The sequence below is a fragment of the Mucilaginibacter polytrichastri genome (assembly GCF_001911425.1).
GTDB classification, from domain to species: Bacteria; Bacteroidota; Bacteroidia; order Sphingobacteriales; family Sphingobacteriaceae; genus Mucilaginibacter; species Mucilaginibacter polytrichastri.
Genome location: NZ_MPPL01000001.1, coordinates 4,718,134 through 4,743,763 on the forward strand (window position 1 = coordinate 4,718,134; position 25,630 = coordinate 4,743,763).

The 25,630-nt window shown below is 44.0% G+C and carries 22 protein-coding genes; 7 read left to right on the forward strand and 15 right to left on the reverse strand.

Going from position 1 to position 25,630, the window contains the following annotated elements:
* Positions 1-14: 14 nt before the first annotated feature.
* Complete coding sequence (locus RG47T_RS20235; protein WP_074491242.1) at positions 15-497, reverse strand: hypothetical protein; 483 nt, start codon at positions 495-497, stop codon at positions 15-17.
* 624 nt (positions 498-1,121) lie between these two features.
* Entirely contained in the window at positions 1,122-2,357 is a 1,236-nt protein-coding gene (locus RG47T_RS20240) for a hypothetical protein (protein ID WP_074491243.1), read from the reverse strand.
* Positions 2,358-2,668: 311 nt separating this feature from the next.
* Between RG47T_RS20240 and RG47T_RS20245 the strand changes: the two genes are divergently transcribed.
* Positions 2,669-3,655 carry a hypothetical protein gene (locus RG47T_RS20245; RefSeq protein ID WP_074491244.1) on the forward strand — a complete coding sequence of 329 codons (987 nt, stop codon included), beginning with the start codon at positions 2,669-2,671 and terminating at the stop codon, positions 3,653-3,655.
* Positions 3,656-3,694: 39 nt separating this feature from the next.
* Here the strand turns inward: RG47T_RS20245 and RG47T_RS20250 are convergent, their stop codons facing one another.
* Positions 3,695-4,261 carry a hypothetical protein gene (locus RG47T_RS20250; protein WP_074491245.1) on the reverse strand — a complete coding sequence of 189 codons (567 nt, stop codon included), beginning with the start codon at positions 4,259-4,261 and terminating at the stop codon, positions 3,695-3,697.
* An 82-nt stretch (positions 4,262-4,343) separates the two neighbouring features.
* Between RG47T_RS20250 and RG47T_RS20255 the strand changes: the two genes are divergently transcribed.
* Complete coding sequence (locus RG47T_RS20255; protein WP_074491246.1) at positions 4,344-5,297, forward strand: HEPN domain-containing protein; 954 nt, start codon at positions 4,344-4,346, stop codon at positions 5,295-5,297.
* 31 nt (positions 5,298-5,328) lie between these two features.
* On the opposite strand, the gene RG47T_RS20260 is transcribed toward RG47T_RS20255, so the two are convergent.
* The 4 genes from RG47T_RS20260 to RG47T_RS20275 form a co-directional block, all read right to left on the reverse strand.
* A complete protein-coding gene (locus RG47T_RS20260; RefSeq protein ID WP_074491247.1) occupies positions 5,329-6,876 on the reverse strand; it encodes a hypothetical protein in 1,548 nt (515 codons plus the stop codon).
* Between the two features lie 30 nt (positions 6,877-6,906).
* Complete coding sequence (locus RG47T_RS20265; RefSeq protein WP_074491248.1) at positions 6,907-8,343, reverse strand: RES family NAD+ phosphorylase; 1,437 nt, start codon at positions 8,341-8,343, stop codon at positions 6,907-6,909.
* Positions 8,344-8,420: 77 nt separating this feature from the next.
* On the reverse strand, positions 8,421-13,337 hold the full coding sequence (locus tag RG47T_RS20270; RefSeq protein WP_074491249.1) for a DEAD/DEAH box helicase family protein: 4,917 nt from the start codon (positions 13,335-13,337) through the stop codon (positions 8,421-8,423).
* The gene (locus RG47T_RS20275; RefSeq protein ID WP_074491250.1) at positions 13,324-14,388 is read right to left on the reverse strand and encodes a ComEC/Rec2 family competence protein; all 1,065 of its coding nucleotides are present in this window, start codon (positions 14,386-14,388) and stop codon (positions 13,324-13,326) included. Before RG47T_RS20275 ends, RG47T_RS20270 begins: the two co-directional genes overlap by 14 nt.
* 338 nt (positions 14,389-14,726) lie before the next feature.
* Between RG47T_RS20275 and RG47T_RS20280 the strand changes: the two genes are divergently transcribed.
* From RG47T_RS20280 to RG47T_RS20290, 3 genes are all read left to right on the forward strand, one after another.
* Entirely contained in the window at positions 14,727-15,518 is a 792-nt protein-coding gene (locus tag RG47T_RS20280) for a hypothetical protein (RefSeq protein WP_074491251.1), read from the forward strand.
* Between the two features lie 199 nt (positions 15,519-15,717).
* Positions 15,718-16,008 carry a hypothetical protein gene (locus tag RG47T_RS20285; protein WP_139235710.1) on the forward strand — a complete coding sequence of 97 codons (291 nt, stop codon included), beginning with the start codon at positions 15,718-15,720 and terminating at the stop codon, positions 16,006-16,008.
* Between the two features lie 4 nt (positions 16,009-16,012).
* On the forward strand, positions 16,013-16,924 hold the full coding sequence (locus RG47T_RS20290) for an SOS response-associated peptidase (RefSeq protein ID WP_074491253.1): 912 nt from the start codon (positions 16,013-16,015) through the stop codon (positions 16,922-16,924).
* Positions 16,925-16,930: 6 nt separating this feature from the next.
* Here the strand turns inward: RG47T_RS20290 and RG47T_RS20295 are convergent, their stop codons facing one another.
* Genes RG47T_RS20295 through RG47T_RS20310 form a run of 4 tightly spaced genes read right to left on the reverse strand, consistent with a single transcriptional unit; the run spans position 16,931 to position 22,732 of the window.
* A complete protein-coding gene (locus RG47T_RS20295; RefSeq protein ID WP_074491254.1) occupies positions 16,931-20,143 on the reverse strand; it encodes an error-prone DNA polymerase in 3,213 nt (1,070 codons plus the stop codon).
* On the reverse strand, positions 20,140-21,642 hold the full coding sequence (locus tag RG47T_RS20300; RefSeq protein ID WP_074491255.1) for a Y-family DNA polymerase: 1,503 nt from the start codon (positions 21,640-21,642) through the stop codon (positions 20,140-20,142). The genes RG47T_RS20295 and RG47T_RS20300 overlap by 4 nt, the downstream gene beginning before the upstream one ends.
* Positions 21,635-22,360, reverse strand: coding sequence for an ImuA family protein (locus RG47T_RS20305; protein ID WP_074491256.1), 726 nt, complete (start codon positions 22,358-22,360; stop codon positions 21,635-21,637). Before RG47T_RS20305 ends, RG47T_RS20300 begins: the two co-directional genes overlap by 8 nt.
* 12 nt (positions 22,361-22,372) lie before the next feature.
* Entirely contained in the window at positions 22,373-22,732 is a 360-nt protein-coding gene (locus RG47T_RS20310; RefSeq protein WP_074491257.1) for a hypothetical protein, read from the reverse strand.
* Positions 22,733-22,812: 80 nt separating this feature from the next.
* On the opposite strand from RG47T_RS20310, the gene RG47T_RS20315 reads away from it, so the two are divergent.
* Together RG47T_RS20315 and RG47T_RS20320 are read left to right on the forward strand one after the other, a co-directional pair.
* Entirely contained in the window at positions 22,813-23,193 is a 381-nt protein-coding gene (locus tag RG47T_RS20315) for a hypothetical protein (protein WP_074491258.1), read from the forward strand.
* Positions 23,194-23,472: 279 nt separating this feature from the next.
* Entirely contained in the window at positions 23,473-23,955 is a 483-nt protein-coding gene (locus tag RG47T_RS20320) for a hypothetical protein (protein WP_074491259.1), read from the forward strand.
* Here the strand turns inward: RG47T_RS20320 and RG47T_RS20325 are convergent.
* The 4 genes from RG47T_RS20325 to RG47T_RS27000 form a co-directional block, all read right to left on the reverse strand.
* Entirely contained in the window at positions 23,950-24,366 is a 417-nt protein-coding gene (locus RG47T_RS20325) for a DUF1810 domain-containing protein (protein WP_074491260.1), read from the reverse strand. The two genes, RG47T_RS20320 and RG47T_RS20325, sit on opposite strands and share 6 nt — an antisense overlap.
* On the reverse strand, positions 24,359-24,550 hold the full coding sequence (locus RG47T_RS20330) for a DUF2188 domain-containing protein (protein ID WP_074491261.1): 192 nt from the start codon (positions 24,548-24,550) through the stop codon (positions 24,359-24,361). The genes RG47T_RS20325 and RG47T_RS20330 overlap by 8 nt, the downstream gene beginning before the upstream one ends.
* A gap of 35 nt (positions 24,551-24,585) precedes the next feature.
* Positions 24,586-24,930: a hypothetical protein gene (locus tag RG47T_RS20335; RefSeq protein WP_074491262.1), complete on the reverse strand. Its 345-nt coding sequence runs from the start codon at positions 24,928-24,930 to the stop codon at positions 24,586-24,588.
* A 348-nt stretch (positions 24,931-25,278) separates the two neighbouring features.
* On the reverse strand, positions 25,279-25,401 hold the full coding sequence (locus RG47T_RS27000) for a hypothetical protein (protein WP_262493261.1): 123 nt from the start codon (positions 25,399-25,401) through the stop codon (positions 25,279-25,281).
* Positions 25,402-25,630: the final 229 nt, after the last annotated feature.

The following is a 25,630-nucleotide window of genomic DNA, read 5'->3' on the forward strand; positions in this document are numbered from 1 at the left end:
TTAAAAGCTATATATTACTTTAATAACGAGGCCTCCCTGCGCTGCCATTCAAAAATATGTCTTCTAGCGTCCGAAAGGCTAAATATGGCTTTTCGCTTTGCTGCCTCAAGATCATTTTGCCATGATGGCCACGGATGACTATAACCTGTCGTTCGATGAACGATACTGATATGCCAGCGCCCTTTGGTCTGAGCAGAGAGCGTAATGGTAAAGTCTCCAGCTTTAGCATTATAAGTCCCCGGTGACAGATTGATCCAATCAATTTTCGAGTTTCTCTCATCTTCCAAATGCTGTAGATAAGTCAGCATATTAACAACCACCAGCATCTCACCAGAAATTGCAGTATCTCCTGCAGTCATACGTTGTATGCTGCGAATAATTGCGTCATTATTTCGATGATCACCCCAGGCACGCATACGGCTCGCCAATTCAACTGGCGTAAGTCCTAACTCATCTATTTGATAGCGAAAATATCCTGCGTTATCATAAAAATCCATATTCAATTCAGTTTATGGCGACAATTATACGACATTATGTCGTAACAAACAATGCAAAATAGGATAATTTTGTAGCAACCGGTAATAAATAGCCAATCACCTCTTGATCTATAATTATAAATGCGTCCTTGATATACCATTTTAATTGTTAGTAGATGGAATGCTCGAAGTAAAATTGGCGATACGATATCATCCCTAAGCCTAATATTCATTTTAACAATTAAAAGGGAAGCGGCAAATGTCCAATTTACATAGTGATTAGAGAGTATTGTAGGCGCAAAAACATTGTTGAAACCACTAATCGTTTTAAATAAATGTTTGATTTCCTCAAGTGAATCAATGTTTCATTAAGCTTCCAATAAAAATGATAATGTTCATTTATCATTTATTGATAGCAAGAATAAGGCGGTACTAATTAAACTATCGGACTGGTTGACTTACGGATTTTCATATTATGTGTATGCCGCTTATCGGAATCCCAATAAATTATCCCCCTCTCTGAATCAATTGTTCAGTCATGGGATGTTCTATACTTAATAATTAAAAGCCACTTACAATTTGGTAAGTGGCTTTAACATTGATCCGATTTCAAAACTCATTCAACATCCGGGCGTTGACTCTTGACTAAAATGTAATGTGATTTATACATGCTAACTCTGGCGTACTTCGTACTTCATCCAGCTTAACGTTGTGTTGATCACCAGCACTTTTTAAAGGACGCTCTATTTTAAACGTATAAGAAAATTCGTCTGTTTCAAGCACTGTAACCGGAATAGCTTTTCTTCCCTCCCAGGAAATCCATGCCTTGTCGCCGGCGACAAATTGTTCGATGGTTCGTTTGCTGTGATGTAGCGGCTTGGTGTTTTTCACAAATACGATGGCTCGTGGGTCGTGCTTTTTCGATACCGGTTTTAGGCTACCTTTACTGGGCTTCGGCGATTGTTTTCTTTTTAGAAAGGCTTTGTAAGTTTTCCAGGCCTTTTCCAACGTCGCCCGCGCGCCCATAGGTGCGTTACTAAGCTTTAAATATTCGTCGTAAGCTTCTTCGCCATCATAGTTGGGCCAGTTATCCGTCCGATCCTTAAAGCCACGTTTTTGCGCTAAATCGCCAAGAGGTGAATCCCTGTTTTTCTGCTTTGCTAACCATTCTCCGAAGGTTGGTTCAGGCGCTGCAGGTGGTGGAACATCATTAAAAAATGGTGCACTGCTAATGATGCCGTGATAAATATCCCTCATTTTCACGATGGCTGCATCTAAGGTTTCGGCCTCAGCCGAATGATGATCCGCCAACACATAGCCGATATGGCACGCCACCCGCCTAAGCTGGAATACGTCAACAACGCCGCGCGTAACATTCCTCATTGAGGATAGCGTGAGACTTGGCGAAACGTATTCGCGAAAAACGGCTATGGCCACCTCGCCATTATGAAATTCTAATTTCACGCCTTCTCGCTGAACGGCCTGATCCCTGTAAAATAAAGGCTTTGACTGGATATGCTGATCCGCCAATGCTTTCCCCAGGTATTCCAAAGTCGGCCATATCTTGTGTAAAATCCATTTCTCATCATAAAGGGGCAGGTAAACGCCCTCCGCGATGTCATCAGGTAAATTTTCAGGGAGCCCTTCAAGTTTTGTGCGCCGTTCTTTAATGGGTGCCGTTGGCGTGAGAATTAGCAGGTTGGCCTCTCTTAAATTAGTAATCGGGCATTTGTTGTCGGCCAGCAAAGCCGCGCGGGACGAATACCCCATATAGGCCGCCACCAATTCATGCGCATGGGACGACTTTAGCTGGATACCGTAATTGTTTTGAGTGAATGTGCGCAATGAGTCCGCGCAACGTTTTGTGATGTCAAGTTGCATAGCAATTTCCTGTTAAAGGCTGGACTTGCCGGTGCCGAGAGTGTTTAAAGACAACCTATGCCAGCGGGTTAACGAAAATTTGCTGTTTATCAGGCTTGTCAAAAAATTGAATTAGCCTCGCGTTTCAGTCACTCACAACTGAGGCGCTCGATTCCTTAATCGAATGTAGCAGTAAAAATTGAAAAAAACAAGAGGAGGTATTTAAAAGCTATACGGACAACTTACCGCCATGGCAGCCAAAAGAGGTTTATTAAATATTAATGGATAATTTTACTATTTAACCGCGAATTATCGCCCGATTATCATTTACGATGGCAGAAGATATAAAAATGGATTTTCCGTTGAGGCCCGAGAAAGAAGGATTGATGGAAACGATCACAATTGTACCCGTGGTACAAGATAACCCGGAAGGTGAACTGAAAGTCTATACGCATTTGCGAAACTTCAAGGTGATGGGAACATTATACAGCATTCCGCCGATTTGGAACTCACAGATCGTTGCGGGTAAACTGGAAGGTGGCACCACACTATTAAAAGCCAGTGAAACGGAATATCAATCGTATGATATGGAAGTAACCGGCGCAAGAAAATTCACCGTTCATCTGAACCAATTTAAACAACTCTCGTCCGTATCCTGTACCATCGCCGCGAAAAGCTGGCAGGAGGCGTTGCAGGTTTTTCATGACATGATTGATCCTTACCTCAGCCTGATGTCCTGGCGGTATCACGTACCCTTAGTTTTATCAAACGTCAATGGTACGGATACCGAAACTACCTATCAATACGCGAAATTTATCCAGTCCATACCAGAAAAGCTCTTTTCACTGACGCAGGAGCCTGTAGAACGTTATACTGAGCATATCGCAGCGCTATTTTCCTTTCATCGGGAAATGGTCAATTCCACCAGCGGGCCCTACCGGTTATTATGCATCCATAAATGCCTTACCCTTGTCAATCAATTCAAGTCGGTGACCCACGATGAGGTCAAAAAAATGGGATTGGATCTCAAGCAATATAAAACCGAAACGGAAGTAAAAATAGAAGATAACGAGATCAATAAATCCGTATGGCCTGAAACGATTGGATGGAACTTGGGGAGGTTACTCGCGGATAAACTCCGGCCGATGCGAAATAAGATCGCACATGAACTGGATGAAGGCGATAAGTATGCAAATCCCGATAATGGCCTTTTCCAGGAGCAAATCAGGGATTATGCCGATGCCGCGCTGCCATTGATGCGGTTGCAGTTCAAAAAAATTATAGATTATAGGGTGAAATACCAGGTGATTACAAAATAATGGCGATGTCGTAACATCGCCAGGATATAAGTGTGTTTTTCAACAGCCAATATATGCGAACGGCCTGATCGGTGGTTCCGACCCATCGGATATGGCGTCATTTTCCTGGGTAATAGCCGAAACAACACTATCGGAATTAATACACTTATTATAGATATTGATATTTTGCATAATCGCCTGGGGGCTGCGTTCCGTTGTCGAAAAGATGGCCGCGTGATAGATATCACGGTGGGCATATTTCAGAAACATTAAAGGTTCGCTGTAACAGGTGAGGCTGGCATTAATGATAAGCCTTCCCCCGCATTTTTGGTTGATCGCGGTTAAAGGCTCGCCAAAAATACTCCAGGGAAACTTAAAATCGCTGTTTTTTCCAAAATATGATCTGTCTATATTGCCGTGCGCCAGCAAATGGATAAGTACGCCTTCTTCCGGTGCGCCTTTGGCTATTATCTTTAAAATATTAAGAAAATCCTGCTCGTCTTCCGGTGAAATAAGCGTTGTGGGGGCCTGGCTTTTACAATATTCCTCCAGTTCGCTGGCCAGGTTCAGTTCAGGTAAAAAATCGATGATGATAATATTGGTAATTATTTGGCTAAATAAAATCATGTGACATTTTGAAAGCTCAAATTTCGGCAATCCTTATTAATATCTTTGAAAAAAATGCCTGAACCCCACAGCCTATAATAATATGAATTACACAGACTTTAAAAATAACGATAAACTGGTTGACAAGCTTTTAGCGAAACTGGGCATATTGGAATGGAAAACTATCTTTTTCGATGTAGACCTGGAGCCGGACTACGATATTCTAAAATATCAGAAGGATTACGCCGATTACTATTTTAAAAATAGCTTATCCTTCGAGGGCCGGTATCAATATGTACTTGATGCAGAAATCGGGAGCTTTAACCTGTATCCTTACGAGGTATTGAAATATATAAGTGAGGAATCGGGTATAGCATTGCCCGATGATTTTGAAAATGCCCAGGTTGTTAAATTTTTGGAGGAAGTGTCAGCAAGTGATCGTGATCAACTGGTTGATTTTGGATGGAAGCCGGAAATAGATCAATTAAACCTATACTGCCTGCGGATCAGCCACATTGAAAACAATACAAAAGCCATCGTTTATGAAGGCGGCTATATGGGTTTACTGACCGATTTCGGTGGTGACCTTACATTGTATGCAGATATTTCGCTTAAAGTCGTTCCATTCCTGGATAGGGCGCCAAACCAGTTTTACAAAACCTTGGTAGCCGAAGCGTATCTGCTTTTTATGCAGCGGAATTATAAACTCGCTGCCTTCACGCTTTTCTCAGCCTACGACAATTTTGTAAACGATAAATATGGCAATCCCTATGAAGAAATTCGGCTAAGAGAAAAACTTAAAGCTGTATTTAAAGACCGGTTTGCAGCATTGGAAAAACATAATATCTACACACAGATCAAGCGGCAGATAGATGATTTTGAAAAAGTCAGGAACAGCATCGCGCATGGAACGAATACTGATGATATTTCATTTACTGAGGTAAAAGATTCGTTCATCATCATGCTTTCACTTTTCATCAGCTATGAGTTCAGCTTTTCGGATTTTCAAACCATCATCGATGATATTTTGGCATCCGGTATCGATAAGCAATTTTAATTGATGAAGCAGGACGTAATGATACTTATTCTCAAAAATCACTGGAAAGGATCAAGTTATCCCAATCAAAATACCGGTAGGTTATCGGGATCTCGAAGCGGCTCCTTAAATAATCAAGGTAAACAATCGAATCGTCATCGGGCCTTCGGTCACCTACTACAATAATATTTTTCGCACGCTCCACACCAGGGTAATAAGCATATTCCATGACCTGCCCGATGGCGTTGCGGATGCTTCGCTTTGGGCTGTCGGTTTTGATCTCGAAGTAATCCCAGGTACCGTCATGCTTAACGGCCTTGATATCTACGCGGCTCTTTTCTATATAAACGTGTTTGTAGTCGTATTTTTCGTCTGTACGTAAATGGGCAACTATGGCATTTTGCATACGGTCATGATACGGATCGTATTCCTGATCCATATTGAATGTTCTTTTTCTTTTGTCCGTATTTTTGAATTTGCCTTCATCTTCTTCATCCGGCTCGACCGGGTTCATTGCAGGTACCACTTCGCCCCGGTAGCCCAGCAGTTTAAACCGGTCGGTAGTTACGTTATCGTCTTCGTAAGAAAGTTCCTCGGGTTCTTTATCCTGTATAATATCACTCAGCTTAAACCGCACATTAAAAAACAAATCAGGTTTGTTCCGGTTAAATTCGGCGACATCTGCTTCAACCCGTTCCAGGGAAGTAGCCATTTCATCCAGCCAGTCATTGTCTTTGTAAATTTTAAAAGTGGCTGTTGAATCCGCCTTCGTTATCCCTTCGCAGTTCCTGATGCACCCGATGTAAAAATACTGCCGCAGGTCATTTTGGCTATATAGGTGTACATTATAAACTTTCCCTGCATGTTTCTCCGTCTTGGATTGAAAACCCCGAATGAATCCGTAGTGATAGCCATTGATCAGCCGTGACCGGTCAAATAACCATTCTTCATATCCAAAGCCATATTTACCTTCATGCGTATTCAGGTCATCGGATTTGCCGAGCCAGCCGGACGGATATTGCCAATTATTGGTGTTCCATGAAAGCCGGGTAATTTTATTGGTTTTGGCAAAGACGATTTGTTTATTGCGCAAGGCAATTACCTTCATCCCATATTTCTGAAATTCTTCCAGTGTAACTTTATGGATTAGCGGTGGTTTTTCACTATCGATCAGCTTGTCAACCTTTGGCTTAAATTTCTTGATGTAATAATCAAAATGCTCCAGGTATTGGTCATTGTCCTTGCCGGGAAACATTTTGAACCATTTATACTTAGTACCAGGGCGATCAAGACCTGGTTCAAGTTTTGCTACTTTCTCTAAAAATGGAACAGTTTCCTCGGCACCCTGCCCAGACAATTCAATGTAGCAGCTCCTGTCGGGCAGCACCACAAACCCGATGCAGTTTACCCGCTCTTTCCAATCAACTCCGCTCCACAGGCTTACATAAACGTAATCTTCATTACCTAAAAACCAGTAACCCTTATCCATCCGTCCGTCATTGTTGATCTTACGGGGCATGAAAAGCAAATTGGGATCTACCTTACGGAGCTTAACTAAATGGTCAAGGATCTTTTCGTGAATTTTGGCAATGGATGGCATGAGGTGATAGGTTTAGAATAATTAAATCGGTTATTCGTCGAGTAAAGGGCCGCGCATAAAACTAAAACGAAATACTTTATGTGGTTCAGTACTGATTTTTACGGCCTTTACAATATGGATCGTCACGGATTCCAAATCAATTTTGAGGGTAAACGGGCGTGAATCATATCCAGGATTTAGGAAATCATAAAGATCTTCTTCCGGTTCTGCCGGTTCCTCATCTTCCGGCAATACTTCCGTTACTCGAAATGAAATGTATTCGTTTTCACCATCGTATTCGGAAAACTCCACTTCTGTTTCAGCCCCTTCAGGTACTTTTATTTCTTCTACCCTGGAGGCTTTATTAAACAGCACAACATTAGGTCGGTTACCCTCGACCTGCGCCGATTTGAAAATAATGCCATCAAATTTAAAACGGGGATCTGTAGCAAGGAAATCCGCAATTGCTTGTGTCGGCAGGTATTCAAATAACTCATCATCCGGCATGACGGGTTGCGTCACCCGTTCAGCAAGGTTACTTAAAAAAATGAACCGCGATAACTCCCTTGGGTAAACTGCATCAAAAATGCTCCCTTTAAGGGCTACGTCCAATAGCGCCGTCAGGTCAAGCACTTTTAAATTCCTGAGCAACGTAAAACTGGCGACAGCTACCTGTGAACCGACCGGGGGCCGGACTTCCGCCAGCGCAGTTTCCTCGTCCACTGCACCGTAGAAAACAGAAATACCACGTGCATTCATTCTGCCATCATTAGCCAGTAAGGAGGGTGGTGAACCGAGCTGCATTTCCGGCCTTACTAAAGCTTCTCTTAATTTTTCATTAGATTGAAATATACGGGCGCGAAATAGAGTAGGTATCGCCGTTCCGGGGCCGATTGTTGTCACAATCGGCCGCTTATCAAAGGCAACCATTTCTTCAAGGCCCGAAAACACATCGGCCAAATGCCTGGCGCCGGCTTGGTTAAAATACCGGCTTTCTGTTTTTAAGCTGGCTACGAAGTCGTCCCATTCTTTTTGCCAGCTATCATCATTGTAATCAATCCGTTGGTAGTAGCTACCACTTTGGTAGCCGCTCTCCATCTGCATCTCTGCAGCTTCCCTGTCGGCGTGCTCATCTTCCAGATACTGTTGAATATCATAGGCAACGTCATTTTCTGACATTAATGCTTCTGCAATCACATACTCCACCGGATCGCCGTGGCGCTCCCAATTAAATGTCGATTCGGAATCGTTGTGCAGGACTTCCTCAAACCTGTCCATTTCATCTGCAGTACGTTTGTAAAATAATTCAAAAGCCTCGTGAACACGGTGAGCCACATGGCTGATCGGATATCCTTTTCGGGAAGTTTTACAATAGGCACATTTCTTCATTTTTCCAATGCGCGACATTTCCTCGCTTAGAAATTCATCGCCAATGCACTTGAAGCAAACGTGTTTTAGTCCTATCGTATCGTCGTATGGAAAGCTCAATTGTTATAAGGTTAAGTGGATGATAAAGTTAGTAAAATAACCATCGCTTAATTTTTCATCACATTGCCATTTATAAATTATCTGTATTGCAATAACTCCTCTTTAATCATATAGGCTTTAGTAGATTCCCTTTTGATAAGCAGGTCAAGAATAAATAAGAAATCTTCAAGGTTTTTTTTGCTCGATTTGATTTGCTTGCCAAAATTATAAAAGGCCCGCTCTATGAACTTTTCCAATAATTTAGTTTTTGCAATGGGTGCCTTATCCGACATTAGCATAGAGGCAGTCCACGCAATCGAATCCGGCATGAAATTTTTCATGCCTACGCCCGATATAAATTTGAATGAGGAATTAATATCATTAAATCCATATAGCGTTATAAATTCACCGTAAAAACCTTTTTTGCCGTTAAGTACGTGCCATTCTGAACTTGCTTCGGTCCAGTCAATATCAAGCAAAAACAGGCGTAATAAGAACGGCTTTAGGGTTGAAATAATGAAGTCTCGCATTTCTGACCATAGAATCCAAAAACGTTCTATGGGTTGGTCGTCGTTATACCAATTGTTAATAGAGGAAATGTGCTGCTGAATTAATTCGCGAACGTAATTGTTTTTCGCTTTAATGTTTAAAGTATCGTCTTCAATTAGGGTTTCGTTTAGAAGTTCCTTGAATAATGCTTTTGCAGTAATATCAGGTTGACTTAGGATAAACCTTGCATAAAATTGTTTAAACGCACTTCTGCTCTCTGAAAAATCATCCTTCTCCCTCAATTTAAGGTCGGCAATAAAATCAAGATGCATCTTCTTTGTGTTGCTGATAAACTTGTGCACTTCAGGCAAAGAATTGTTAGGCGAAATCATTTGCAATGACCAATCAAATTGCCAATGCGTACTAATTTCAAGTGTGAAAATATCCGGGATAATATGCTTGTTTTTTTGTTTGGCCACGGTTAAAATAAGTTCTTCTTTCCAACTTTCATTGTCAATTGGTTTAACTTCTGGTATAAAGTGACTGTCAAGATCCCATTCTTCATCGAGATAGCCAAAAGCTCTTTTAGAATTATTTGCCCTTTCTAATTCAATGTACTCCAGCAGACCATACCAACAGCTTAATGCAAAAGATGGAGCTATCTTCCATAAATTAATTGATATTCCCAGAAGGAAATGAGCTTTCGCTGTTCCATCAAATCGGGCAATAAGTAACTTAAAAATTAAAGCTTTTATCTCGATCTCCTCTTTTTTTGTCATTTGTTTTTTCAGAAGAAATGGGACAGCATATAACACCGGGTTTTGATCATATATATTTAAATCGATATCCATGAAATCACGTTTGATCAACGTCTTTTCTGCACCGGCTTTAACATGAACAAAACACCATTCTTTTTCTTCCTGTGATAGGGTATCATAGAACGTTTTCAGACCAATTGCTGCAAATACGCCTGGCGAACTCATAAAGGAGTTGCCGTTTTTAGGTAATTGTAAAAAGTCGAATCCCAACTTCCAATTCTCATAGGTATGCGTTTCTTTCAAGGGGCCATTATAAACTTCCGAAGCCCAAACACCGCCAAATATTGGAAACAGCCCCACACTATTCTTATAATCTTCTACCATTTCACTTACACCCTCGTCGTATTCCGGAGTATAGGCTACATAATTTTCATAACCAGGAAGGGCGACGGGTTTAAAGGAATATTTCCGACTGTCCATGTCATACAGTGCCTTTCGCCATATAACATCATCTGGTCTGGCCACCTCCCACATTTTATCAATCTCTGCAAACAAAAGCTGGTTATAGGTCTGAATGTAAAACATATAATCAGCAACAAATTGGATCATTCCCCTGTAAAATGAAGTACGATGCTTCCGTTTTGAAGCAACTTTTCTTTCTTCGACTAAAAACTTATCATCATTGTAATAATCAAGATTTAAGAGATCGGAGTTGTGGCGCGTCGAATCCCATTCAAAAAATTCCCGAACGCCGAATAGTTTTACCGAGGCTTCATCAAGTAAATTCGGATAGGCTTGAATAATGCTTGAAACAACCCCTAAAACTGCAACATTATTAGACTGGGAAATTAATTCAGCTATAATTTTTCTGCACTGAACATAGCTATTCACTCCTTTAGCAGCAAGGTCAAACAGTCCATTTTCAAGAGCCATTAACAAAGATTGAATAACCCTATTATCCCCATATCTTCCAGCGTACATTGACCAGTACCGAAAACTTCCGAAATAGACTTTTTCTTCCTGATCGATAGTAGCAGTTATCAGCTGGCGATCTTCATCTGTACGAAATCTACCTTCCTGATTTTTTGCAAAAGCTTTATTCAAAAAAGGTATTAAAAACTTAATAGCCTTATCAGGATGATGCAGAAACATCCAGTAGAAAAATGTCTGATAGCCGCTGGCCATACCGTAATGATATTCTATATTTTCATCAAGTCCGTAATAATCGGGGCCTTTCTCAGGTTTTATCATAGACATAAGGCTGCCTGGCCGGTGGACTTTCTCCTTTTCCCGCCATTCTTCCTGGGCTATTTCTAATACGGTATCTGGAAAAAACCGACAGATTTGGTCACTTACAACGCCATCAATAAGGTAGTAACGAATGTCGCGCAGTAACGATTGGTTTACCCAAAAACCAGTTTCTGTTTTGGGCAGCGCTAAGGCTGCTTCTACGATTTCACGAGTCGCATCTAAATTATCCTTAGTCAAACTAAATAATAACCGGATGATCTTAAATTCTAAAGATTCACTTGCGTGGTTACGTCTTGGGTGATCCAGCAACTCGTAGTATTTTTCCAGAAATACTTTCAATAATGACGAAGCACTCCCGGCCGAACGTGGAAGTTTATTGGGGGCAAAAGCAGGGAGTTGTTTCCCCCACGATTGAATAACAAACACTGCCTTCATCATCAACGCAGGATCGTCTTTGATTTCTGTAACATGGGACGCCAAAAAAACTATCATTGTATCCCAACCCGAACCTACCGGAAAATTGTCATCAAAATTTGAATTGGCATTATTTAACGTCTTACACGCGGCCTGAAGAAGATTTATATAATGTTGTACCAGGTCGCCTTCGTTTGCCAATAATTGAGTTTCGACTTGTTGAAACAGGGCTCCAGCATAACTTGACCTAAGGATTGAAATAATTAGTTCATCCTTCCAGGCGGTAGGAGCATTAGGATCGGACAGCAGCGTATTGGTAAACTCATTTGCATCATCGCTTTCATATTTATACAGCTCCTCTAACCATAACCGGAAGGCCCTACGTATGGCCGGACTATTGCCAAGCGACTCAATAAATTTAATTGGCGACTCCGACTTTTGCCGAAGTAATTTTATTACTCTGATTAAGGCCCAGTCTTCCAAAATATCATGAGAGGGTGCAAATCTATTTGCAAGTTCTCCTGCCTCGACTTGAAGGATATTGTCCTTAACAAGCGCCTCAACGAGATCAGCGGGTTGTGATGTATCTGTAAATAATGTTAGTTCTAAAGCCCGCTTAAGCGATATTGATTGAAATACAAGTCCCCGTCGCACATCCCCGGCCTCAATAATATATTGCCACATTAACTTCTTAAAAGTTATTTCGTCAATATCTTCTACATTGTTTAGTTGAGGAAAGATGCGAACTGCTTTATCTAAGTAATAGGGCGTTCTTAATAACCTGGTTAATTTATGATTTGAAAACAAGGGCGTCATTTCAGGAAGTCGCTCCTTAATGATATTAAACTCATCTTCGGTAAATTCATTTACTCTGGTGTAAATATCAGCCCTCGGTAATTCATAGTGATAGGTGACCTTGAATTTTTGTAATAAATATTCCCTGATTGTCACTACGATCTGTATTTGCGGATTGTTCTTTTGTAAAAAAAGAAGATCCATAAATGCATCATCGGCACCCAATTCAACCAACTTCTCAAAACTCTCGATCCATATTATTACCTTTTTACCAGCAAGTTGACTGTTTAAAAGATCATTTAACTGTGATTTATAGCCCGCTTTGAGCAACGTTTCATTGAAGGTGTTACTTTGTAATAGGTCTGCGGCAAATGCCAAGACCGTTGCTTTGCCATCTTTTTCAAGCTCCGATATTATTGCTTTGGCCGCTGCTGATTTTCCAACGCCAGGGAATCCATGCAGGACGGCTATTTTATGAATCTGAAGATTTTCTAAAGCTTGTTTGGTATCACGTTTAATAGTTATTTCAGCAACCGTGTCTTTAGTTTTCCGGTAAAGAGATTCTTTAAATTGGCCAGCAATCTGGTATGATGCGATTACATCCGCATTTTTCTCCGGTTGAACAGTTGGGATAGGCATATAACCTGGAGGTATCAATCGGTTAAGTGCAGCTATCTTTGTTCCTATAAAGTGATTCTTTTCTTCATAGGTGTGAATTATGCCGTAAAGAAGCTGTACGTTATTAATATTCAAAAAATAGCCGCTACCTGACAAGCCACTAACGTTATCTAACGCCTTTTGTAAATAAGTATCGAGAGGATCAACGGCATCTGCAATAAAAAGAAGTGGTTTGTCCTTTATATTCTCAATAAAATTAGCTTCAAACGGACGATCTTCGTCGCCCTGGTTAAAATCTGCAAAACCTCGTAAACTACCTTGATCGCTTTTTTCGGCAGACTCTATACATTCGTAAAAAAAACTTTTACCTATTAAATTGACAATCTTAGTTTTTGGTAATACCAATAAAGCAATGTCTAACTCATTTTCCGGCGAACAAACAACTACGTCAGTATCTGAAAGCTGAAACTCATGGAATTCAAATGTTGCTGCATTAAATAGTTTTTCGAGCTTAATATCACTCGGCACAAATGTTTTATCAAAATCTTCACCCGCTAAACAATGTTTGGCAGTGAACACATACATATATTCCACTTCGTCTGATGGAAAATACAACAGTGCAGTACCCGTCACACCATTACATTTTATTTTAACAGTTGCATTTTGGCTTATGTATTCATTCGCTGTCATCTTTCTTAATTGGTAAAAAGGTTAAGGTATATCGATTAGAATCATTTGCAATGTATAAACAACTGAAATTATATTTAGCATAAGGGTCATCATCCACTGCGAAAAGGTTTTTTATTTCATCTGTTTTGCTGCTGAAGATAAAGTTAAGATGCTTTTGCCGGGTTTTGCCGGTAAGAATCCGTGCCAAACATTCTTTATCGGGATGCTTATTGCTTACGCCATTTGCTGTAAACAAAAAATTAGCTGTATTAATCATTTCAAGCAATTCAGGGCTGGTATTGGCTTTGCTGCCGTGATGAGAAATTTTTGCAAATTCGATATTTAACGGATTTTCTTTAGAATAACCCAAAGCCATTAAAGAAGTTACTATATCAGATGGATGGCTATCAGCAAGGAATAAAGCTTTCAATCCTTGATATTCAAGCAAGAAAGCTATTGAACTTGCATTAACTGGATCACCATCCTCAGAAAACGCTTTTCCATCAAAATCTTCTATTTTTTTATTGTGGTCGCTTTCGCTTCTGCCGACTTTCCCGTTTAATTCTTCTTTACTCCAAATGCCTTCAACATTGGAAAGTTTCTCAGGTGTTGGCGATAGGATAGTCAATTTAAGACCTGATAAATTTACTTCACCGCTCGCAGTAGTTATTTTTTCATTTGGCAAATTCCCTAACCCGGCCAAATAATCCCGAAGATCTATTCCTTGTTGTACACCAATTTTGCCGTTAGTTTTTGGAACAGGAACACCTGTATAATTGAACCAATAGCTTTTCATGAGTGCACTTTTGTCATGAATTTTATTATCTTGTACAAAACTCAGAACAGCGCCTATATGATCGAGATCTATGTGGGTGATAGCCCATAGGTCAACGGAAAGTCCACCAGCAATCATATCCTTTAATAGGGGGCCGAAACCCATTTTATAGGCATATCCATAGCCACCATCTAAGAAAATATGGTGCCTTTTATCATCATCTCCTAAAAAATTAATCCAAATTGCGTCTCCAGCACCTACGTCAAAAAAATTAAAGATAAGTCGATATTCATCCATAAACCTTTTTTAACCAATGCTTTAATTGATCTTAAAAGGATTAATCATTAACTGTGCCCAATTAATTTTATGCCAGAATGTCTACCAATAGTATTTGAAAGTGAAAATAACCGCTAAAATGTTAATATAAAAATTCTATCGATTCTTTCAATGGAATACTAAAGCCATTTTGGTAATTTAGATACGACATTCTTACAAACCCATAATTAACTGTTAGTCTGATCGTGCTGGAACAATCGATCGATAAATCTGTTTTCTCCTATATAGCTCCAAATATCAATTTGGCACCAAATCCAAACCAGCTATAATTATATCTTTACATCTGTTTTTAGCATCACATGGGTACAGTTTTATTAAAATATAATGGTGTTGTAGTTATCCAATCGTTGCCGGATAACGAACCGCAAACCGGCCGCGATTTATTTGACTCTATTATTTCCCGTCGTTGTTCTTTAACGGGTAAGGGTAGTTATTTCTATAATTCATCGACCCGTCAAGAATTTTTCAACGCGTTGGACGAGGTTTGTGCCAATGTGGTACATGATGAATTATTTCCAATAATCCATTTTGAAATGCACGGCAACCCCATGGGGTTGGTAATGAAAAACGGCGAAAAAATCACGTGGAAAAACTTTCAAGATCACTGCCGGATGATCAATGTACAAATGCACAATCAATTGATGATCTCCCTTGCAGCTTGTTGCGGCTGTAACATCTGGGAGATGATAGATATAAAGCGACCGGCACCATACTGGGGCTATATCGGGCCTAGAGAAGAAATTCTTGTTTCCACGCTCATAGAGGATTTCACTGACTTTTATGATTTACTGTTGAGTACCGAGAACATGGACCAAGCCATGTCTCAGTTAACAGTAAACGGCACACGAAATCAATATTTCTTTTTAAGCTGCAAAGCTATTTTTGAACGTTTCATCGAACAGCATTTTGAAAACAAGCCTATAGATAAGAAAGCTACTTTTCACCGTTTAAAAAACGAAACAAAGCAAAACTTACCATGGTTAAACCGTTCGCAGCGGCGAAAACAACTTAAAACAAGTATTAGTAATTTGAACCGGGCTGCCTTTATTGCGCAATTAAAGAGAACGTTTCTTATGTTGACGGACCAGTGAGCCGCGTCCTTTATTAATTCGACAATGCCGGCGCCCTTTCATCCTACCTATTGACAACCTCTAACAACTTCTTCGCTTCGATCAACAATATTCTGAACGGTTCACCTCATCTGTCGCCCTTAAACCTCATATTTTGAAACGTCAATTTGCCAATATTTGACTGATGGCACAAAGGTGTTATTAGACAGTGCGAATAATAATGGATAACTATTTATTATCAAAGTTTGTAACTTTAGGAATGGTTGAAGACGTCCCATTTTTTGAAATAAAATATGAAGGCAAGGCTGTTCGTGTCAGCGAGCATAATATCGCCGAGCAGAGGGTCTTCCATGTCGATCTTCCCTTGCACGGCAAGGCACTGATCTTAACAGTGACTGAAGGGCCGAAAGGCCGGTTTTGGACATCGCTGCCCGAAGGCCGGCAGGTAGAGGCGGAAAAGGTTGGCCCTTTAATTGCACGGTATTTTAAGAACAAGAAAAATAAAACTTAAGCGTATGTGTTACTACAACGGGCAGAAAGTTACCAGGGCTGAATTCATCAAATTGAAGTCGCTCGCAAAAGCGGTGAGCCGCTATAATTTCTTAAATGTTGGCGTGCATAACGGTTTTAATTATGCGCCGTGTGCGATATTGGTGCAAACCGAGGATGGTAAAGATTTCGAGATAGAGCAGGCCGAGTGGGGTTATGTGCCTGGCTTTATAAAAACGCGGGCGGAAGCCAATATTTTCCGGGCAAAGTACACCACGCTTAACTTTAAGTCGGAGAATATGTTCGTCAAAGAGGATGGTAAACGTTCAATGTGGGCCGATGCAGCTAAGAACCGTCGTTGCCTAGTACTCTCAACGGGTATCGTAGAATCACGGCATGTTCCCAAAATTGGCAAAAAGGGACAGGAACTCAAAGAAACGATCAAATATCCTTATAACGTACAGGTAAAAGGACAGGAGTATTTTTTTATGCCGGGCTTGTACAATGAGTGGCTTGACCCGGAAACTACTGAGTTTGTAAATACTGTTGCCATTGGGATTACTAAGGCCAATGAGCTCATGAAGCAGATTCACAATACTAAACTGCGCATGCCGACGATCTTAACGGAGGACCTAGCCTGGGAATGGTTGATGGAAAAACCTAATGAAGAAAGGCTGCAGCAGATCGCGCGCACTCAGATTCCATCCCGCTTACTGGATTATTGTACGATCGACCCGGATTATCGTAAAACCATGGAGGCGACACCGCGGGATTTTTCGGAACTCGCCGCATTGGATACCACTTACCTCTATCGAGAAGAGTTGGAATTCGACCATTGGCCGGCAGCGTCATTTGAACCTGAACCACCGGCGGATGAAGCGGTTATAAGCGAACAAAAGGTGTTGTCTGGACGTCCGGGAAATTTAACACTGTTTTAATTAATATTATTTAAAATTCCGGCTTTTCGGAAAGGGCTTCTTTAGGTCTTCTGCACTTATCGCGTTATCAAAATAAGCATCGGCATAAGGATCGACCTTTTTAGCTGCGGTGGAATTTTTAAGCTGGCGGGCCTCCGCAGCCTTGTCATCGGTTAACTGCCCGAGCAGCCGCGAGTAGTCATAACACTTTGTTACGATCAAATGCGTGCTACCGCCTTCCTGTTGTACACGGCCTTCGACGCAAAGGACGTCAGAATATAGGATCTCCTTTGTAAATTTTTTAAAATTCTGCTTAAATACAACCAGGTTGCAGGTGTCTTCCTCATCCTCCAAAGTGATAAAGCATACGCCTTTAGCCGTGCCCGGGCGCTGGCAGAAAAGCATGATCCCTGCCAGCCGGACATACTGCCCGTTAGCAGCTTGCTTCACTTGTTTAGTGTTCAGCGCGCGCAGTTTTTGTAATTGCGGCCGGAGGAAACTGAGCGGGTGCGCCTTGATTGATAGTCCTGTCGTGGCATAGTCCTGCAATACATGCTCAGACAACTGCATCAAGGGCAATTGCAATTGCGGCTCATAGGCGCTGTTGGATGCCTGCCCGGCAAATAAGCCGATGGGCCGGTCTTTCAGAGCCTCGGCTTCCCAAAGTGCCTGCCTGCGGTCCAGCCCGATGGAACGAAAAGCATCGGCTTTAGCCAGCAGGACAATTCCTGCCTGTGACACACCGGCTTCCGCCAGCTGCTCCATGCGGGTAAAGGCTTGCGTCCGGGCCGCTGTCAGAAAATGGCTGTCTTCTTCCCTTAAGCCCTTAACCTGCCGGAAGCCAAGGCGTAGCGCGCAGAATTTGCCTTTGGTTTCTTTCAAGGTATAATCCCATTCGGAATGGTTGATGTCAATGTTACGTAGCGAAACGCCGTGCTTGTAAGCATCGCTCACCAGCTGCGCGGGCTGATAAAAACCCATTGGCTGGCTGTTGAGGATCGCAGCGGCGAATACATCAGGGTAATAGCATTTGATCCAGCAGGAAACATAGACCAGGTGGGCAAAACTAATGGCATGGCTTTCCGGGAAACCGTAGCTGCCAAAACCCTCCAGCTGCTTAAAGATCCTTTCAGCAAATTCGCGACTATAGCCGCGGGCGATCATGCCGCCGATCAGTTTGTGCTCAAACTTGGTCACCAGGCCGTTAAACTTAAAAGTAGCCATGCTTCGGCGCAACAGGTCGGCTTCAGTCGGGGTAAAGCCCGCCGCCACGATGGCCAGTTCCATCGCCTGTTCCTGAAAAAGCGGGATGCCCAGCGTACGTTCCAGTATCGCTTTGATCTCGTCCGATTCGTAGGTGACCGGCTCCAGGCCCTGTCGCCTACGAATATAGGGATGCACCATGTCGCCCTGTATCGGGCCGGGGCGGACGAGCGCTACCTGGATAGCCAGGTCGTAAAAGTTTTTAGGCCTTAGCTGAGGTGCCATGACCATCTGCGCGCGGCTTTCCACCTGGAAGGTTCCGGCGGTATCAGCGGCGGTCACCATCTCAAAAACTTTCGGGTCATCCTGCGGGATATTGGCCAGCGTCAGGTCAAGCCCGTGATGTTTTTTCGCCAGATCAAATGCCTTTCGGATTGCGGTCAGCATACCCAGCGAAAGAAGGTCCACCTTCATGAAACCCAGCGCATCTATATCGTCCTTGTTCCACTCGATATTGGTTCGGTTGATCATGCGCGCATGGAAGACCGGGCACAGGTCGCTCAATTTTCCCTGTGTAATGACAAACCCGCCGGTATGTTGACCGAGCTGGCGCGGGAAACCGATGAGCTGACCCGTCAGCTGGATTACTTTCCGTAAGTGCCGTTCTTTCGGGTTCAGTCCGAGCTTAATGATCGTCTCTTCATCGATATGCTCATCCGCCAGTTCCCCGAATGCTTTGGATAATTTTTTAACCGTATCTACCTGCAATCCCATTGCACGGCCTACATCCTGGATCGCGCCCTTGCTTTGCAATACGGTTACGGTCGGCAGGATGGCCGCACGGTCACGGCCAAAACGTCTGAATACGTATTGCATGACTTCTTCCCGGCGCTCGTGCTCGAAGTCCACATCGATATCCGGTGGCTCTGGCCGGTCATCAGACATAAAGCGCGAGAACAGCAGCCGGTACTTCATCGGGTTTACTGGCGTGATGCCCAGGCAATAGCACATCGCCGAATTCGCCGCCGAGCCACGGCCCTGGCACAGGATTTTTTGAGAACGTGCCCAGGCGACGTAATCGTGTACGGTTAGAAAATATTTGGCATGACCGCGGCGCTTCACAAAATCCAGCTCGAACCTCAGCTGCTTTTCCAATTTAGGTGCCAGTGTTTCGCCAAAGAATTCGTGTGCGCCTTTAAAAGTGACCTCGGCGAGGTAATCATCGGCGGTCATCCCTTCAGGCACCAACTCATCAGGATATTCGTATTGTAAACTCTTTAAATCGAAGTTGCAAGCGTCCGTTATCTTTTGAGTGTTGACTATAGCATCAGGATAGGCATGGAACAAGCGTTCCATCTCTTTTGCTTCTTTTAGGTAACGCTCCGCGTTCTGGTGCAGCAGATAACCGGCATTAAATATGGTACGTTTCGCCCGTACACAGGTTAGCACGTCTTGCAGCTCACGACGCGACGGATCATGATAATGCACATTATTAGTCGCGACCAGTGGGACATCCAACTCGGACAGCAGGAACAGCCGTTTCGCATCGCCGTCAGCAAACGTCCGGCTGGCAGCGAGGTATAAGTTCTTTAGATTTTGCCGGTATTCGGCTGCCTCGTTTTTGAACTTTTTGGGCAGCTCGAATTCGGCGGTAATGCTTTGCGGCGGAATGATCACAAAGATGCTGCCTTCACTGTACTTGTAAACGTCGGCCTTATAGAGAAAACATTTTTCTTTTTCAGCCCGCAGGTTCCCTATAGTAAGTAATCCCGAAAGTCGTGAGTAAGCCGCCTGGTCGGTCGGATAAGCCAGCAGGCTGGGGCCGTCCAGCAGGTCAAGCTGTACAGCCGGGATAAATTTGATGCCGCGGTCTTTAGCCACCACGTAGGCGCGGACAACACCCGCAAAAGTATTCCGGTCGGTGAGGGCTATAGCCGTGTAACCCAGGTCAGCCGCCGTATCGACGAGTTCCTCCGGATGGCTGCCGCCGAGCCGGAAGCTGAAATTGCTCGTGACCTGCAGCTCCGCGTAACTCATGGGAAATAACCGTGAATAAACCAGCGCCGGGTCTGTCCGGGCAGATCGTTAGGGGTGCCGAACAGCCAGTAGCGCATGCCCTCTTCATCCTCAGCCACATAATAGTCCCGGTACCCCCCGTCCTCGATCCACCATTCATGGCTGATCCTTTCCGGCCCGTCGGCGTTCACAATGATATGCCGCTCGTGGCGATAGACAAATTGCCGGGGCGCATAATCGGGTGTCAGTGCCATCGCTTCGATAGATTCAGGTGGTTCCAGCAACTGTACGGGGCGGATTCTATCCTCGGGCCAATCACTCTCCGGGGTTTGCGTCAAGTCGGTTGTATTACCGGCAGCACGTTCCGGCCAGTGGTGCTCCTGCGGGAGGTAGCGGTGGATACGATCTTTGCCAACACGGGCGCCTACATTGTCGAGCAACTCGGCCACCTGTTCGCTGTCCGCCGCCGGTTTGCCGTTCCAAAGTAAGCTTTGCTTATCGCTGGCCGGCTCGGTTTTAGGTGCGTCCAAAATAAACAGCTCGATTCCCAGGCCCGGAGCGACCTGGTCGAATTGCAAGGCAAACAATTTAAAAATATGGTCGGTGCGCTGGCTCGGATGGTTGGTGCCAATGGTTAACTGTCCTGATTTGCCGTCGATGCGGCAATATGTTAATACTGCGCTGCGCAGGCCAAGGCCTTCGCCATAAAGCCGTTTGCACAACGTATCGATCAGCGCGTGTACGGTTGTCTCTATGATTTCTCGGGTGCTTATGGGTTCCAGCAAAGCGATCCGGTCACTGTAGGGCACCGGTTCTTTCAGCGGCAGCAGGAATTCCGCTTCCTGACCGAGCGCCTGGTAAAGCCGCAGTACCATATTGCCGCCAAAGCGTCGTTTCAGTACTGATTTCGGCATGTGAATAAAGCCGCCCACTTGGTAAAAGCCGAGCTGATTGAGTTTGACGAGCAATTCGAGGCTAAGGCGCAAAGAAGCCGGCGGCAGCGGCATGAGCGCATTACGCTGGCCACCCTGTGGTACGATCAGGCCTGATTCGGCGCACCGGGCAACCGCCCAGGCGCATCCGATAGTATCGGCCATGCCCGGACGAATGGTATAACCCAAGCCGCGTAGCCGGCCGACCATATCTTTCAAAAATTCGGCTTCCCCGCCCTTCAGGTGCGTACAGCCGGTTACATCCAATAGTAAACCGTCCGGCGGATCGACCATTACCAACGGCGTATAGCGCAGGCACCATTCGGCCAGGCCTTTCAGTAATTTAATGTTCCGGCCGGGTTTCGTTTCAAAAAGCTGGATGCCAGGCGCGATCACTCGGGCATCGGCGGCGGTAATTCCAGATTTGATCCCGCAAGCTTCAGCAGCTTTGTTTATAGCAGTAACGAGCATCCTGCCGTGATCCGGCTCGGTAAAAGCCATGGGCAACTCCCGGAGCGACTTCAGGCGGATCGCCTCCCGGTCGGTCAGTAAATATTTGAACCATATGGATACCAAGCGCTTAGGCATAGCGCTTGGTTTTTTCTTTTTGTGGTGTTTCGATAACTGGCATAAACTGCTTGTCCTTCCATTCTACATTCCAGCTGCCTGGATTACCATTCTTTACTTTCAGCAGTTCAACTTGCCAGCGCGGATGTCCAACGCCTGGCATGCCGGGCCTGAGCTGGCTGCGCAGTGGCCTGACCGTCCAGCGCGCTATGCAGGCGGTCGTGTTTAGGTGCTTGACGTCCTTGCGCAGGATAAAGCCGGTGACCTGGCTTTGCTCAATGGCCAGTTGTAGCCGCCGGGATTCCATAAAGCTGAGCAGCCGCGTTTCGCAGATCACTGCTGCGATGCCATTACACTTCAGCGCTTCCTCAGTCACCCACAACACATCCTTTTCGCGGGCTACGTCGACAAATATGATCCGGTCGGGATTGACCCCGAAGCGTTTAAGCGCCGGCGGATAGATCCGACGGGTATAGCTCACCCATACACATACGCCGCCTTTTTCGAGCAGCGTCTGCATAATACCGGCGATAAAGCCGCCGATAGCCGCCGTAAATTCCGGGCGTGTGCTGATAAATTCATGCAGGGCACCGGTTGGGAACATTTGGTTCGGGAAGGCGCTTTCAATCGGCCCTAATGCGAAAGCCTGCCGTTCCTCCGGTGCAATCGGGCGAAAGCCTTCCCACCCGAGGAGGTCCTCCCGAAGCTTAGTAATGATCTCTTTTTTTGTCGCTGTCATATCCTTTACATTTTAAAGATCAAAATTGAATTCCGGGAAGCTCATGCCGGCCTCCCGGTTATACTGGCGAATCGCCGCAGCGATTACATTAAATTCTTTAGTGCTGAAGAGCTCATCGTCGTCAGTGATAAAGGCCTGCGCCTGTTCGGGATAATGAATGGCCTCGTAATAAGTTTCCAAATCCTGCGGGCTTACCGGTAGTTGCAGATCTTCATATTCCAAGTTGACATACACAACGGCCCTTCGCTCAGCAGCGGTGATATCATAACGACAATACCCGTCAACGTCCGCAAAGTTTTGCAGCTGCTCTACCGCGATGATGAGCGGCTTATTGTCTAATTCGAGTTCAAGAAAAAACGGCACCATACTCATCAAATTTGGGACTATAAAGTTATGCTAATATTTTTAGCATAACTTTATCTTTTTTACAATTTTTTATTCACATTTGTTTGATGAAAAATAAGTTGTTCCACGATTTGCCCAAAACGGTGAGAATCAGCACCGGGAAATGGCTGTATATCCTGCCAAATAAAGGAGGAGGTTATTTGCTCTATGATCCCATTAATGAAAAAGAAATGGGCCGCATTCTGATGAACGATGCCGATCAATGGATCTACGATGGAGAACAACTGCGTGTTTACGAAGCGGAAGAAGTGGCCTGCACGATCACGGGTCATGAAAAAGAAATGGAAGAATTATTAAAAAGCCTGAAGGAAAGTGATGAAGCAATTATGTTTTTTTTCTCAGGCAGGTCAAAGCAAGGGCCTGCCCAAAGAAATGTTGGAATACAAGCCAGCGCTTCAGGTGCGGTAACAGGTCATATACCGCTTTAAGGTGTCGTGTTTCCCGGCGACCCTCAGAATTCCCCCTCAACCAGTTCCCAAGCAAGCATAGCATAAATACGGTCAACGATACCACAATCGATATCAGATACTTCAAGGTCGTATCATTATGTAGTAAGTCAGGTGCAAGAAGAGAAGCAAGAGTGTTCACGATGACCGGTTTTGTGTTCATTTAAATACGCGATAAGATCGGACTTTCCACACTTAGACTATCGCCAAGGGATAAATGAAATCAAGCCAACTGACAAAAAGGTTTAACTAACTTAGGGAATGGATTTCATCATCGGAAAAGTTTACGAGGTGGCCTGTGCGGAACTGCGCTGGGATGACGGACGCATCTACGTTATACCGGTCATTGATCATTATCATGCCGATCCCCAGTTCGGATTCCCTGATGAACATTACCATATTGATGGCCGTTTTGAAATGGAACCACGTATGCACCATCAATTACGCGTAGCAGATGGCCGAACTTCGGCCGTAATCGTCAAAGAATGCGGGCTCTATGAATTGATCAGAATTTTTAAAAGACCGGTCAAATGTACTGGTACATCTACCGGGTTACAACTTCCGGAATCCGGCGAAAATGCAGCGCTTTATCAGCACTGGTATGAAAGCTACGTTGGCAAAATATGTAAAGGTCGTCGCTGCCCGCACTTCGGAGTGGAGATGCTGGAAACGGAGGGCAAACTTGTATGTCCCATGCACCATCTGGTTGCTGATCGTCATAGTTTGAGAGTATTACCCTTATAACTGTTGCAAGGTAGCCTTATCCGTTTCTCCCTGAAAATATTTACCAATGACAGCTGCAAAAACCGGATCTGAGCCGGGAACCTGGGCAAAAAGCGTCATCGATGATCGCAGCTTTAAATCATCGGGACTGCCCATAACCTGATTAGCATTATTCGATTTAAGTTCCAGCAAGGCACCGGCAATCTCTTTCAGGCGCTTACCCAAAACCGGGTGTTCCAAATAAGCGACCGCTCCCGGCAAATCACTGATCGCATACCGCTTAGACATCTCACTAAAACCCAAACCGCCAATTTGCGGAAAAATATACCATATCCAGTGGCTGCGTTCACGCCCGGCCTTAATTTCCGATAAAGCGGTAGCATAGTCCCTTTGCTGGGCATCTAAAAAAAGTTTCAGGTTATCGCTACTCATCTTTCGCTTTTTCTTTTTCGAGATTTGCAAAATGCGCCCGCGCCTGTTTCAGCCCGGTGGCAATGGCTTCGCCTTCGTTACCAGTGGTCTTCAATACTTCGTTGGCGATCTCAGTCGCTTTGTCCCTAATCTTTTTAGGTTGATTTTTATAAGAGGGTGGGTAATCTCCGTTGTGCCAGGGCATATCTCTACTTTTTCTTAACCAACAAGGTGGTAGGCTTATTGTTTAATGTTTGGTACGATCCATGCAGTGAATAAACATGCTGCACGAAAAGACCATTGATCATTTATTGACCATCCACGAAATTTACCACGAGCCAGATGTGCGGAGTTATGCACGCGGGTTTGAAATTTTGGCGAAATATCCTGAAGCGAATTGATCGAAGTACCATCGACCATCGAAAAATCAGGCTTGCCGTTTTGCAGCAAGTCGGCAAAATCTTGGTAAGGTGATAGGTTTACTTTGATAACCTTTTGCATTACTTCTCCCCACTGCAGCACTTCGCATACAGAATACACTTTATTATTTCTTGATTGCATCTCCATTACCACCGCCAAGAACATTTCAGGTGTGCCGTTAAAACCGGGTTTAAGCTTGAAAGCTTTTAAAAGAAATTAAGTAATCCCATCGCCTTGAGTTTAAGTTAATGAATACTATAACCTAAAGTTAAGCAATATTGTAGCACATTGTCAATAAGCACATTACCTCCCAATTCATTTATAGTTAGTTTTTCAGGAGCCTCATAATATTCAATCTGAATACGGGACTAACGCCAGGTCAAATTCTCTATTTCCACATTGTTTAAAATAATTGCCGTTCCGCCGGAAGCTGCGGCCGCGCTCTCCGCTCTATCTGCCGGGGACGGCAGGATAATGCTTCCGATCGCTAACGGATGACTTCGCTGAGAATATTTAGGCAGACGTCGGCGGGGCAGCCTCGGCCGGAGCAACCACCGGCAGGGCATGCCCCGCCAACGTTTCTGCCCGGGTACCTCTTTTTTCCTGTTGCTGATTCCTTTGAGGTTTAGGACCCATTTAGGGTTTTCCGCTTTTGACCTCTGCTTGAGGCAAATTTACCCCTCTTCAGCGGGCAAGGCCATGTGAATGCCGTCAAAATATTTTCCCCTGGACGGGGTAAAATTTTTTGTATGGCGGCAGCCTTGACCCGCTCACCCCACGCGCAAGTGATTTGCCTCTATCAGAGGCCAAAAGCTAAGGACTGCCAAAGACGCCTTTGAAAAAAAGTTAAAGGAAAAAAAAGCAA